Source organism: Mastigocoleus testarum BC008 (assembly GCF_001456025.1).
GTDB classification, from domain to species: Bacteria; Cyanobacteriota; Cyanobacteriia; order Cyanobacteriales; family Nostocaceae; genus Mastigocoleus; species Mastigocoleus testarum.
The window spans coordinates 119,213-133,820 of sequence record NZ_LMTZ01000013.1 but is presented as its reverse complement, the minus strand read 5'-3'; the positions used below and the strand labels follow the sequence as shown (position 1 = coordinate 133,820).

The 14,608-nt window shown below is 36.9% G+C and carries 5 protein-coding genes; 3 read left to right on the top strand and 2 right to left on the bottom strand.

Features of this window, described 5'->3' with window-relative positions; genetic code table 11:
* Positions 1-72 precede the first annotated feature (72 nt).
* Together BC008_RS03805 and BC008_RS03800 are read left to right on the top strand one after the other, a co-directional pair.
* Entirely contained in the window at positions 73-2,166 is a 2,094-nt protein-coding gene (locus tag BC008_RS03805; RefSeq protein WP_027846471.1) for a S8 family serine peptidase, read from the top strand.
* A 311-nt stretch (positions 2,167-2,477) separates the two neighbouring features.
* Positions 2,478-3,953: a S8 family peptidase gene (locus tag BC008_RS03800; RefSeq protein ID WP_063800737.1), complete on the top strand. Its 1,476-nt coding sequence runs from the start codon at positions 2,478-2,480 to the stop codon at positions 3,951-3,953.
* Between the two features lie 257 nt (positions 3,954-4,210).
* Here BC008_RS03800 and BC008_RS03795 read toward each other — a convergent pair whose 3' ends face one another.
* Both BC008_RS03795 and BC008_RS03785 read right to left on the bottom strand, forming a co-directional pair.
* Complete coding sequence (locus BC008_RS03795) at positions 4,211-6,904, bottom strand: pentapeptide repeat-containing protein (RefSeq protein ID WP_058183167.1); 2,694 nt, start codon at positions 6,902-6,904, stop codon at positions 4,211-4,213.
* Positions 6,905-7,058: 154 nt separating this feature from the next.
* Positions 7,059-8,486 (bottom strand): FAD-dependent oxidoreductase, encoded by a 1,428-nt coding sequence (locus BC008_RS03785; RefSeq protein WP_027843002.1) that lies wholly within the window; start codon positions 8,484-8,486, stop codon positions 7,059-7,061.
* Between the two features lie 228 nt (positions 8,487-8,714).
* Between BC008_RS03785 and BC008_RS03780 the strand changes: the two genes are divergently transcribed.
* Positions 8,715-14,345: a chemotaxis protein CheB gene (locus BC008_RS03780; RefSeq protein WP_058183163.1), complete on the top strand. Its 5,631-nt coding sequence runs from the start codon at positions 8,715-8,717 to the stop codon at positions 14,343-14,345.
* Positions 14,346-14,608: the final 263 nt, after the last annotated feature.

The following is a 14,608-nucleotide window of genomic DNA, read 5'->3' as shown; positions in this document are numbered from 1 at the left end:
GCTTTATTAGTTTGTAAATTAAGAGACAATCGACTTTCATAGAATATGTAGTACCACCACAGGCTCAAAATTATGGCAGTGGAAATTTCAAATCCCTTCGATATAAATCTTGGTACTGACAATGTCATTATTACTGATACAGTCAGTTCGTTAGAAGGAAGTGACTTCTATAAATTTACTATCGGTGCTAGTAGCAGTTTTAACTTGTCCTTGGATGATTTGAGTGCCGATGCTGACGTCACTCTAATTCAAGATCGCAATTCTAACTTGCAAATAGATGGAGACGAAGTAATAGCTTATTCCAATCGCGGCGGTACGAGGTCGGAATTGATCAATGAAATTTTGGAAGAAGGTGATTACTATATTCGAGTTTATCCTTACGAAGAAGATGTGGATATCCGATATAGATTAACTGTTGGTGCAGAACTTTTAGATCTAGGGGGAGATACTCTTACCGAAGCGTACAAATTAGAAAATGGAGCAGCGATTAGCGACCGCATCGGTGGTTTAGATTTAAATAATTATTACCAATTAACTTTAGATGGTAGAAGCGATATTGATATAACGGTAAGTGGTCTCAATAATAATAGCGATAGTGATATTGATGTACATTTACTCGACATTAATGGTCAGATCGTTTCTAGTTCGACGAGTCCAGGTTCTGATGAATCAATTATTGAAACTTTAGAACCCGGAAAACATAACGAACATAACGTATATATTTATTCATACAGCCTTAATGAAGCAGATTATAATCTAACTTTTTCGTCAGTTCCCAAGACAAATTCACCTGTACCAACAAGTAGTAGTCCTTTACCATTACCAACAGCAGGTGGGGATAGTAATGTTGTAGCATCTCCGATTCCTCAATCAGCAAATAGCAATACAAATCATATCCAAGGAACTTTTGGAGCTGATACTTTTACTTATCAGTCGGGCTACAACTTGAATATTTTCTCCGGTAATGGCAATTATAATTACTCCTCGGGTTTGTTTGACACACTCAACTTGTCCAATTATGTTTCCAACACGGTTGGAATCAACCTTGCAAATAATGGAAATGGAGGTGTTGTTTACAATCCTGGCGATGGCGCACGTGTATTTGATGCGATTAAATTTAGTGACGGTCGTCAGATCCTATTTGAAAATATCGAAGTAGTTCAATTTGCAGATACCACTCTTAATTTATCCGTTATACCTAACGATCCTTTATTTAATCAGCAGTGGAACCTGCACATGACGGGCGTTCAAAATGCTTGGCGTTTTACTCAAGGTAATAATAATGTGCTGATGGGGATTGTCGATACGGGCTTGGGTACTGACAGTAATGGTAATCTTCACCCCGACCTACGAGATACTATTGTTGTTGGTAATAATTATTTAGATGAATGGCAAGGTTTTTCTCATGGGACTCCCGTTCAAGGAACAATGGGAGCAGCAGCAAATAATGGTCAAGGTATTGCTGGAATTAATTGGAATTCTTCCATTTATACCATTGATGTTGTAGGTGGCGATTCTGGAGACTATAACCTGGTTGGAGCTGTTGACACAATAATTAAAGAAGCAAATTCCCTAGGACAGTTTGCAGTCATCAACTTAAGTTTAGTTGGCGGTTACTCAGTACAACTCGAACAGATAATTGCTAACAATCAAAGTAATGCTCTCTTTGTAATTGCATCTGGTAATGACGGTGGTAATAGTATTGCTAGCCCTGCTAACTTAGCGGCAAAATACAGTAATGTAATGGCTGTCGGTGCTTCTTGGGGTACAGCAGATTGGTATGGTAATCCAAAAACACCGGGTCAAAGAATTGATTATTCTGGAATTGGATGGTGGGGTTCAAATCGTGGAGATGGTTTAACCTTAATGGCTCCATCGGAATTTGTTAGTACCAATGCCATAATTAACCCATCTAGTAGCTTCCACACTCACGGCTACGACCCTCGATTTAATGGAACTTCTGCATCAACAGCAATGGTATCTGGTATTGCCTCATTACTTTGGAGTGTCAATAAAAATTTAACTGCAGAGCAAATTAAATCCATTATTTCTCAAACTGCTACCGATCTAGGTGCTATTGGTTATGACACGGAATACGGTCATGGATTAATAAATGCTGATGCAGCAGTAAGACGAGCAATGGCAATTTCTAGAGGATTTTCTTAATCAGTTAATGCGCTAACGCGCACGCTCCGCTAACAGTTAACAGTTATCAGATATATAAATTAGTTTGCAGCTGATTACTGATTAGCTCAAATTTAATACAGGGTGTGTTGATGCCGATCGCACATCCTGTCACTATTTGATGACAAATTTTCTCTTGTTCATAACTAATCTGTAAATCAATTATCTGTTTATTTTTTTTATTTACATTATTTTTAATTTCATAAGCATATCAATAACTAAAAACTTTACTTCGGTGAAGCTTTTAAAGTTTCGTGCTGCTAATAAATAACAATTTTTTCTAAAAATAATTTATGTCCATCGATTACCTGAATAATAATCTCGATTATCGCAAAGGGCAAAATATCAATACTTTCTCTTCAAAGAATACTTTCAGCTTTCAAGAACCCACTTATTCAGGATTAGTTAGTAACAGTAGTTATAACTCTTCAACAGGTTATGGTTCTATTGATACAAAAGAAGCTTTAGAAACAATTACAGGTAAAGAAATCAATGAAGTTCCAGATTTAGGTGGTAATAATTGGGGAGCCGATTTGATAAATGCTCCAAGTGCTTGGAATGAAGGATATACCGGAGAAGGTGTAATTGTTGCTGTGCTTGATGGTGGGGTTGACTACAACCACAAGGATTTACGAGATAACATTTGGACAAATAGTAAGGAAATTGCTGGTAACGGCAAAGATGATGACGGTAATGGTTTTATCGATGATATTTACGGTTGGAATTTCCATGACGATAACAACGACACGTTAGACAAAGATGGACATGGTACCCATGTTGCAGGTACTATCGCTGGTGTTAATAATAATTATGGCGTAACTGGTATAGCCTATGATGCCCAGATTATGCCCGTGAAGGTACTTGATGATAGTGGTTCTGGTTATTACAGTTCGATTGTTGATGGAATTTACTACGCAGTAGATAACGGCGCTGATGTTATTAATCTGAGTCTTGGAGGTGAATATCCCAGTTGGGATGTGGAATCAGCAATTGAATATGCCCATAAAAATGGTGTAACTGTTGTCATGGCTGCTGGAAATAGTTCCGGAGAAGTTCCTTTGTATCCGGCTAACTATGCAGATGATTATGGAATTGCAGTTGGAGCAGTAGATCGAAATAATGAATTGGCTGATTTTTCCAACCGTGCTGGTAATGATGAAATTGCTTATGTGACCGCTCCGGGCGTAAATATCTACTCTACAGTCCCAAATGATGGATATGAATCCTACAGTGGTACATCTATGGCGGCTCCTCACGTCAGTGGAATGGTTGCATTAATGCTCAGTGCAAACCCAAATCTGACTCCCGATCAAATTCGTCAAATTGTTACTCAGTCGGCAAGTAATAGTAGTCAAGCAACAAATAGCGATCGCAAAATTTTAGGTTTAGATTTAGAACTTGATTATTTAAGCTTTGTTGAGACAACTTTTGATAGCTTTGACAGTATCGATTTTAATTTTGATTTTGCTAACCTTGAAGCGAATAAAATTATTGATTTTTCCAGTAATATTTCTAGTCAATCAGGAATTAGCAGTGTAATTGACAATTTTAATGTATCAACTTTATCAACTTTAGATATTGATTTTGCTAATAATAATCTTGCCAATAACAATAACTTGCTGAATAATCCCATACTTTCTAATCCAGCAATTACCTCTGAATTATTGAATTTATATCGCGGTTATTTGAATTTAATGAAAGGTATTGAAGAAATCACAAAAGATGACAATCCTGAGGAATTACCTTCAATTCCAAGTTTGTCGAGATGAATAATCCATGAGGTACATATCAACTAGGAACTGAAAGAGTCATCTTGCTTCTAGTTGCTTTGCATGGTCTTTCTCTGGATGTGGAGCATTGAGATAATACCAATTTGGAAAAATAATGAGACAGATAGATTTTGTAGAGACGTTGCATGCAACGTCTCTACCGGAGAATCTGTTGCAATGATTTATTGAATTAGTATAAGTTCGCACCATAGTAGCGACACAATTCACTTTTAGCTCATACAGGAATTTTAAATCACTTAAGTCTTTACTTTACCTTCAAGTACTGTTTCTGTGAGATTAGCTCCTTTAAAATTAGCACTTTCATAATTTTTTACCTCTTCAAGAGTCGCCCGATAAAAAATCGCCCCTGAAAGAATCGCCCCTGAAAGATTCGCCCCTGAAAGATTCGCCCCATAAAGAATCACCCCTTCAAGAGTCGCCCCTAAAAGATTCGCCCCTTCAAGAATCACCCCTTCAAGATTCGCCCCATAAAGATTCGCCCGATAAAGGTTCGCCCCTTCAAGAATCACCCCTTCAAGATTCGCCCAGTAAAACTCTCTAAATAACAGAATGCAATCTTTCAAATTCAAAAAACTCAGATGATTCAAGCAAAATACAATACCGTCTACTCTTTGTCCTTGTAGTCGGGAAATCCAGTTTCCAAAAGCTTCAGGGGAATCCCATTCAATTTGAGAAATATTTTCTGTTACCCTAGCACAAGCATTTAATACAACCAACAGTGCTTCTTCTGCATTCCGCGCCTGTTGATTTGCTTGATGAAAATCTGGTCGAGGATTCAAACGTTCCATTGGCATTCCATGACGCAGCATAAAACTAATTAATTCGCATAGTGTTTGCTGCCAATTAGCAATATCCGAGGGATTTTGTATACTCTGTAAGCGTATTTCATCTAATACAAAGTTAAACAAATACTCATCCATCGGTGAAGCACCACACAAATTTGCCCAGCGGGTTAGAGCTTCTTTTTCATCCCAACCCTCATCAGGATCGTTTTGTTGTGCTTTCAGCTTTTTGTGAATTAGTTTTATTTCCCGCACAATGCGTGTTGCTGTTAAATACTCACCAAAACTCTTGTGAGTAAATTCAAAAGTTTTGTCTCCTTGATTATTCGAGCCACTTTGACGAAAATAAAAAGCAAGTAACAACCTAGTTACGCCTTCCTCAGCTTTTTTTTGAAATTCCATCAGCCATTTTTTTAAACCACTGCGGTTGCAATGATTTTCAATATCTCTGACTGTTGTTGTACGTCCATCACCATGCCAAGAAGATAAAGCAATTTCTTCTAGAACACGGATAAAATCTTGTTCCTTAAGTCCCTTAACTGCAGGATGTTGTCGTTTATTTTCCCAAACTCTTTCATAAACAGATTTGAGTAAATCTGCATAAATTATATTCAGATTACTCTCTTGAGAAAAATCTACTTTCTTCCTAATAAAACTCAGAGCAACCAAATAATTTAGTAAAGGCTGGGAAGTAATTTCAATTAAATTATTTTTTTCTAATTCTTTTGGTAAGCTACTATATTTTTGACCCTTAAGTAAACTGTACTTCTTCCACCATTGCTGGCGCTTATCTTCATTTAATAATTTGCGTTCATCTTTGTAATTATGTTTTCCTTTATCATCTTTACTGACAAAATAAGGTAGAACGTGTAAAATTTGCTCTGGTTTGCGGAACTCATTACTATTCGCCTGCACTATCAGTTCTCGTCCAGTAATTAAAGCTTGCAGTCGAGTTTTATTAGAATTAAATCTATCTACTTTTTTTTCTATCTCCCTAACAAATTGCTGAGCAACTTCTTGAACTGCTTTACCCTGCATAGCTAGTTCATCTAAACCATCGAAAATAATCAGTAAGCGTGGTTCAGCATTTTCTTTTGATAGAGGATTAGAAGGTAAAATATTATCAATGTCCGATTGAATAAATTTACCAATTGCATCCACCAAATCATCTGTAGGATTGAATTGATGTAAAGGAATAAATAAAACTCGAACCTTTTCTTTTTCTGCTTGCTTGGCAGCAAATATTTTTGTAAACGAAGATTTACCGCTTCCTGGTCCACCACTTATAACTCGAATCGCGTCATGAGGGTCTGCTTGATTTAACCAGGTTTCGAGTTGACTTTCTAAATCAACAACAACCCGCTGATATTGCTTGTTTTCATGTAGTCTATCCTCAAACTTATCATCCTGCTGATTTTCTTCAACTTCACAATTGTAGTAGGCATACAAAGGAACATAGATTTGTTTGAGACCAAATGCTTCGAAAAACATCGGTTCTTCAACCTGTCTTTGCAGCCAAGCTGAGTAGCGCCGCCATGCATTTTCCTGTTCGCTAGCTTTAATAAAAGGAGTATCAGGCTGTTCTGTTAAACAGGCGTATTTTTGAGAATCTTTGTTCCATTCCTCACGTAAAGCATAGACAAAATAAGTCGGTAGGCGATCACTAATACTTTGTGCTGCGGCTTTATCTTCCCCAAACTCTTCTAACCATTGCCTCAAAGGAACTTTGATTATTTCAATAATGGGTAAATCTTTGGGATTTGTAAAAAAGTTTTGGTTAATACGTAATTCGTTATCTTTCAAAAAGCGATCTAAGTGATAATCACAAATTATCTTGAGTTCATTAACTTCCAATTCATTATTATCTATTTTTATCTGCAAATCTTGATTGCTCTTCACTAAAGCAACCATTGCAGTCGTCAAAGAATTATAAATCAGTAACCAAGCAATTTCTCCCGGTGTTTTTGCTATTCCTAATTCTGCTGAAGCTTCCACTAGATTTTCAGCAGCACTATCTAAATTACCCAAAAGACCATTTAACGCAGCCTTTCCTACTGACGAAAACAAATTGCGGGGATCTTCTATTTTCAAAGACTTATTCCAGAATTTGTCGGGCTTTTTGATGGAAATTCCTGGTTCATGGGTCATGTATTTTGTATATTTCGCAAAAATACTTATCTAAATAGAATCAATTTGTTCATTTTACATTTCGGAAAAATATTTATAAAAAATATAGGGACTCAGACAAAAAACAAGAAAAAAATGTCTAAGTATCCCTATTTACTATTTCCTTATAAATTCATTAAGAAAGAACTTCTGTAGAAGTAGCTAAAACCTTCCGTGAATTACCATTGATTTTCGCCCTAATTACCTGTCCTAAAACTCCCAAAACAATACCAGGCGCAAACAATGCTGCAGGCGGTTTAATCATATGTATGACTTCAAAAAATGTCCGATGTAATTTTGGCTGGCGGGTTGATAATAACATCACTTCATCCATATATTTATGCATAAATCGAGTCATTGTATCGGGTTTTCCACCTTCAGTACTTTCCCAACGACAATCATCACTTGTCGCCATTAACCACGGAGTTTTTAACACCTGAGCTAACTGTTTTTGAAACTTTTTAGCTAATCCCACAATTGTATAATTGGAACCACTGAACTGCTTTTGTAAGCATTTTTGTAGAGTTAAAGCTCCTAAAGCAGCAGTTGTCATTCCTTGACCATATATCGGATTGAAAGCACAAACTGCATCCCCAATAATGACTAAACCATCTGGCAAACGCGCTAATTTTTCATAACGATGCCAGCAATTTTCTGTACGACGATAACCATACACCTTGGAAATAGGTTTAGCATCTTTGATTAGGTCATAAATCGCTGAGTTACGTAGAGTACGGGCATATTCTAAAAAACCTTTGTCATCAGTAGGTGGATAATCTTTACCGATACCTCCCAAAGTTATAATCCAACGATTACCTTCTGCAGGAACCAAAACTCCTCCTCGTTTATTATGGGGAGGTTTAGAGAGAACTCCTAAAGCTTGCCAATTTACTTCTAAATTTTGAGGACGTTCATACCAACGAGTGCTATAACCCAAAAAAGAATTGATCTCTGTTTTTTCTGGTGTCTGATAACCCATTGATTTTAACCAATTACGTGCTTGGGAATTACGACCAGAAGCATCCACAACTAAATCTGCAGTTAATTCTTCTTCTTGATGCCGATCTAAGTGATATACCTTGACTCCCTTGACTTGAGAATTAGACTCATCACTTAGCAATTCCTGAACTTGAGTTTTTTCTAAAAACTTAACATTATCAAAACTCAAAAGACGACGATGTACCAACCATTCTAAAAATGCACGACTACAAGTGTGGGTGATCAAATCCGATTCAATATGCGGATGCCAGCCCCAAAAACCAAAAAGTGCGTATTCCTTAGCCCAATCGATTTTTGGTGCTCCAGCTTCCTTTATCTCTGAATCTATCCCAGGAAATAATTTTTCTAAAATTCTTTTTCCTTGGGTAAGCAGTACATGAACATGATTTGCTTGAGGAACACCTGTACGGGTTTGGGGCTCTTGGGGTAAGGTATCGCGCTCAACTACAACTACACGAGCAAAATAATCTGCTAAAACCCTTGCACTTAAAAGTCCAGCCATACTGCTACCGATAACTATGGCAGTGCGATCATTAGTATTTTGCTGCGATATTGACGCGTGCATTTTATTTTACTAATCCAATTTGTAAAACTTGTAATCCGATCTTAGCGAGAATTGCTCTAGCTTTACAGAAATCAAAATCTGACGGACTCCATTTGTTGTAGCTGCCTTAACAAGGAGCGAGTTAATCAAAAATAATTTATACACTTAATAACAGTATATGAGCTACACTTCTTTTTATACTGAAATATGACAAGTATCAGCACCTAACTTGAATATCCTACTGAAACTATGCCTACTCGTAAAAAACTGTATCTCAAGGAAACAGTAAATGATGACTTATTCGTAGTTGGTATTGGTACATCAGCAGGTGGGTTGAGTGTTTTAGAAGAACTGTTCGATCACCTACCCTCCGATAGCGGTGCTGCTTTTGTTGTGATTCAGCATCTCTCGCCAGATTTTAAAAGCTTGATGAAAGAATTACTCCAGCGACACACGGGTATGGAAGTTCATCGAGTTACACAAGATATGCAGTTGCAGCCCAATTCGGTGTATCTAATTCCTCCAGGTAAGAATTTAGTTTTAGAAACCAACTTATTAAGGTTAGAAGAACGTAAAAAAAACGAAAATGATAGATACGAACTCAACTTTCCCATCGATCTGTTCTTTACCTCTTTAGCTAATAACTACAAAGAACGATCCATTGGGGTAATTTTGTCAGGCTCAGGTAGTGACGGAACCCATGGCTTAAAGATTATTAATGAAGCAGGGGGAGTATCTTTAGTACAAGATCCAGAAACGGCAGAGTTTGATGGTATGCCCCGCAGTGCGATCGCTACTGGAGTCGTAAACCAAATTCTCCCCCCCCAAGAACTAGCGCAACTAATCTATCAATGCATTCTCTCACCTGCAGATTGTCTAGAAATTGAGTCTAATGACACAAGCTTTCTGACTTCTTCTCACCTTCAGCAAATGGCTAATCTTTTGCTTGAAACGGAAAAAATCGATTTTTCTCACTACAAAACTAGTACCATATCACGACGGATTCACCGTCGCCGTTTGATTAATAACTTTCCAGATATCGCCAGTTATCTTAAATTTCTCCATCACTCTGAGGAAGAAAGGAAAGTTCTTTGCTCGGATTTACTAATTAACGTCACTCATTTTTTCCGCGATCAAGCAGCCTGGAATCATTTAGAAAATAATATTTTGCCCGTTTTAATCGAGCAGGCCAAACCCCAGGAAGAATTGAGGTTTTGGGTAGCGGCTTGCTCTACGGGGGAAGAAGCTTATTCCCTAGCGATTTTGATCCATGAAGCCTTAGAGGATTTAAATAAATCCCAGAGAGTAAAGATTTTTGCTACCGATATAGATCACACTGCGTTAAAAAAAGCTTCTACGGGAATTTACCCCCAATCTATTGTTAATCATATCACTCCCGAACGATTACAAAAATATTTCATCCCCAAAGATGAATCTTTTCAGGTGATACGCACATTAAGAGAAATGTTAATTTTCTCCCCCCAAGATCTGACTAAAGATGCGGGTTTTACCCGTATGCACTTAATCAGCTGCCGTAATGTCCTAATTTATATGCAGTCGGATTTGCAACAACAGATACTGCGTAATCTTCATTTCTCTTTATTGGTCAAGGGAGTGCTCTTTCTAGGAGAAGCTGAATCTTTAGGAATATTTACTTCTGAATTTACAGCTTTAAACAAAAAATGGAAAATTTACCAAAAAAGAAGAGATATTAAGTTCGCCATTCCTCCAAGAACCATCTCTAAATTTACCGTCAACTCTTATTCTCAGACTTTAAAACCTAAATTTCCAAATAATACAAAATCAATTCATGAGCATAGTCTCCAACGCATGTTAAACGACTCTCACTCGGTTATCATGCTGGTGAGTTCAGATTATCAATTACTTTATGTTTATGGCAACTCAAGTAAACTATTTAAACCTCCATATGGGGAAATTGTTACTGATGTTACCAAAATGGTAGTATTGCCCTTACAGCTACCTCTAAATACTGCCCTTCATCGAGCTAAAAAAGAAAAGAAATCGATTATTTATTCTGAAATTAAACTAGAACAGGGAAGGAATACGTATTATATAAACCTCAAGGTTATTCCCCCAGAAAATAATTGGGAAAGTGGGAACTTTTATCTGGTACAAATTAATCGCAAAGAAATTGTACCGTCTCTAGAAAAAACACCAGTACAAATATTTGAAGCTAACAATGAAGCTCAACGGCGAATTTTAGAATTAGAGCATGAGTTGCAACATACCCGGGAAAATCTTCAAGCATTAATCGAAGAATTAGAAACTACTAACGAAGAACAACAGGCATCAAATGAAGAATTAACCGCCTCCAATGAAGAACTACAAAGCACTAATGAAGAATTACATTCAGTTAATGAAGAACTGCACACAGTTAACATTGAGTATCAGTCAAAAATCTTAGAACTTACTCAACTCAATGACGACATTGATAATTTACTTAAGAGTACAGAAATTGGAGTTATCTTTTTAGACTCAGAGTTAAAAATTCGTAAGTTTACCCCTGCTGCAACAGCAGCAGTCTCCGTACGCCACACAGATCTAGAACGCCCGTTAAAAGAACTTACCCTCAAAATAGAATGCCCTAATTTACAAGCATTGTTGGAGGAAGTCAATTCAAATCAAAAATCTATTGAATTAGAGGTTAAGCATCTAGAATGTGACTCCTATCTCTTGGTGCGAATCCACCCTTATCACACGGAAAACCAACAAAGACAGGGAATTGTAATTAGTTTTGTCAAAATAGATGAAATTAAAGTAGTTCAGCTGCAACTAGAAAATACTTTAACAGAGTTACAAAGTAAAAAACAGGAAATAAACAACTTTTTTAATCTATCTCTAGAACTTTTATGTGTAGCTACTCCACAGAATAATTGTTTTAGACGAATTAACCCCAGTTTTGAAAGGATTTTAGGGTATACCCAAGAGGAATTGCTCAATCAACCATTCCTGAATTTTATTCACCCTGACGACGTACAATCTAGCATCGAAGAGCTAAAAAGACTGGAAAAAGATCGTGATACCATAGGTTTTAAGAATCGTTACCGCTGCAAAGATGGTTCTTATCGTTATTTTCAATGGATGGCAACTTCCTATCAGGGACTGTTATATGCCAGCGCCCGCGACCTCACCGAACAAAAACTTGCTCAAGAATTGCAGAGCCGTCAATTGGCAGCGATAGAAACCGCTAGTGATGGCATTGCAATTCTCAGTGATGATAGGTTTATTTATCTTAATCAAGCTCACCTAGAGATTTTTGGCTACACTCAACCCGAAGAATTAATCGGTCAATCTTGGCATATTCTCTACGAACCTGAAGAATTAGGTCGATTCGAACGAGAAATATTTCCTATTTTACAACAGCGGGGAAAATGGCAGGGAGAAGCTTTAGCCAAACACCGCGACGGTCATACTTTTAATGAAGAATTAACTCTCACTTTTACTCCCGCAGGGGATTTAATTTCTAGTTGTCGGGACATCACCGAAATTAAACAAGCTCAAGAGCAAATCCTGCAAGCCAATGCTGAGCTAGAACAGCGAGTTGCCCAGCGTACGCAAAGCTTAGCCAATTTTAGCAATTGCCTTCAACAAATTCATCGTCTAGCGGTTTCCAATTATCAACAGTTAGATGATTTATTTAGCAATTATCTCCAAGCTGGATGCCAGATGTTCAATCTACCTACGGGGATTGTCAGCGAGGTCAATGATTCTATATATAATATTGTCGCTGTTGAATCGCCTTTAGATTTAGAAGTGGGTTACAAATCTCCTTGTCTTTGTACTTACTGTGGGTCGGTAGTAGAAGAAAATCTTTCTACCATTACCTACAATCAGCTTGGGGAAAGCAAATCAATCAAAAATCCTCCCACTTGTCTCGACTTAAAATTAGAATCCTTTATCATTACGCCAATTTTTGTCAATGGCAATCTCTACGGAAGATTAATCTTTTGCGATACTAAATTTAGAAAATCAGAATTTACTGAAGAGGAAAGAAAAATTATCGAGTTGATGGCAAAGGATATTGGTAATTCTATTGCCTCTGTACAAACTGAAGCAGCCCTCAGAAAAAACGAAAAACTCTTCCGTAGTACTTTTGAACAAGCAGCAATAGGTATTGCCCATCTTAACCCAGAATTTCGTTTTCTTAAGGTTAACCAAGGCTTTTGCCAGATGCTCGGCTATTCTGAAGCAGAATTATTACAGAAAGGCTTCGCAGACGTTACCGACCCCGAAGACTCAGTTCTTGATTTAGAATATGTCAGACAAATGCTAGCTGGGGAGTTCGAAAGTTATTCCTGTGAGAAACGCTACATTGACAGTAATGGCTTGATCGTATGGGCTCATTTAACAGTCACTCTAATCAAACATAAGTCGGGAAAAGCGGAATATTTTGTTGCCATAGTTGGAAATATTAGCGATCGCAAACAAGCGGAAATTGATCTTAAAGAAAGTAAAACCAAACTCCAAAAAGCTAACCAAGCTAAAGATGCTTTTATTGCTCATATGAGCCATGAATTACGCACACCCCTAAATAGCATCCTTGGTTTTAGTAGCATTTTGCAAAAAGACTCTGATTTAACGACACAGCAACTTGATTCCATAAGAATCATTAATCAATCTGGTCAACATCTGCTGACTCTAATTAATGACATCCTTGACTTATCGAAAATAACAGCTAACAAACTGCAATTAGAACCACAAGAATTTAATTTTATTCAATTCTTAAACGAAATTGCGACTATCTTTCGTCTCCGCGCTCAGCAAAAATATTTAAAATTTTCTACTTCAATTTCACCTTCTCTACCTAAAATAGTGAGTGCTGATGAAACCCGATTGCGACAGGTTTTATTAAACTTACTGGGTAATGCCGTTAAATTTACCTCAAATGGCACCATAACCTTCAAAGTTTCTAATATAAAAACAAAGCAACAAAAGAAACGCCTTAAGCCTGGAAAAATCCAAAAAATCCGTTTTCAGATCGAAGATACGGGAATCGGCATCCCCAGCACTAAATTCACTGAAATTTTCCTTCCATTTAGACAATTAAGAAATATAACTGAAAATCCTGAAGGAACCGGCTTAGGATTAAATATTAGCCAAAACATTATTCAACTTATGGGTAGTCAAATCCAACTGAAAAGCAAAGTAGGTCAAGGAACTAAGTTTTGGTTCGATTTAGAAATCTTGGAAGCAGATGCCAATATTTTACCCACATCATCTGGGCCTAATTATCAAAATATCCGTTGTTTGAGGGAACCCCAAAAAATCCTCGTTGTGGATGATCGCAATGACAACCGAGCTTTATTGGTTAGATATCTAGAACCCTTAGGCTTTATCATTGCAGAAGCTAATAATGGTGAAACAGGTTTAGCTATAGCTGAAACTTTTAAACCCGATGCTATCTTGGTGGATTTAGTTATGCCAGTCATGGATGGTAAAGAAATGATTACTAGAATCAAACAACACCATGAGTTACAAAATACAGTAACTATTATGATTTCGGCTAATAGCCAGTCAATTCTCAAACAATCGGAAATGAATTGTCACGGCTTCTTATCTAAACCTGTAGACTTAGAACAACTGCTAGAACTATTAGAAAGTAATTTACAGTTAGATTGGCAATCAGTCGAAACCGTTACAGAAGAAGACTTATATGTTCTGGTTGTACCTCCTCAGCAGGAATTAATCCAATTATTAGAACTAGCCAAGTTCGGAGATATAGAAGCAATTAAAGAGCAGATAAATTTTTTCGAAGAAACAAATTCTCAATATATCCCTTTTGTGCAAAAGGTTCGACAGCTTGTTCTTAATTGTCAGCAGGAGCAATTAGAAATTTTATTTCAGAAATTGATAAATTAAATGTCGATGACTATCAGCAGTATTACCGCCCTAGCCTTTAAAGATTTTTTGTAATATTTTAAGTAATGTCTAAGTATTACTTAACTAGGCTTTTTTTATGTATAAACACTTATTTTTTCTGATTTTCGCCTTTCAGTCGCAAAACACATAGTAATTAATATTACATTATGAAGTGATGAAATATGAGTTTTAGGGCTTCGTATTCTTGCGTAACTCTGGAAACATAAAAATCGGAAACAACTTTGTAAACCTTAGACTATTAT

What these genes read in the sequence shown, in the direction of transcription:
- BC008_RS03805 (WP_027846471.1), top strand. Translation starts at nt 73, where the DNA reads ATGGCAGTGGAAATTTCAAATCCCTTCGATATAAATCTTGGTACTGAC.
- BC008_RS03800 (WP_063800737.1), top strand. Translation starts at nt 2,478, where the DNA reads ATGTCCATCGATTACCTGAATAATAATCTCGATTATCGCAAAGGGCAA.
- BC008_RS03795 (WP_058183167.1), bottom strand. Translation starts at nt 6,904, where the DNA reads ATGACCCATGAACCAGGAATTTCCATCAAAAAGCCCGACAAATTCTGG.
- BC008_RS03785 (WP_027843002.1), bottom strand. Translation starts at nt 8,486, where the DNA reads ATGCACGCGTCAATATCGCAGCAAAATACTAATGATCGCACTGCCATA.
- BC008_RS03780 (WP_058183163.1), top strand. Translation starts at nt 8,715, where the DNA reads ATGCCTACTCGTAAAAAACTGTATCTCAAGGAAACAGTAAATGATGAC.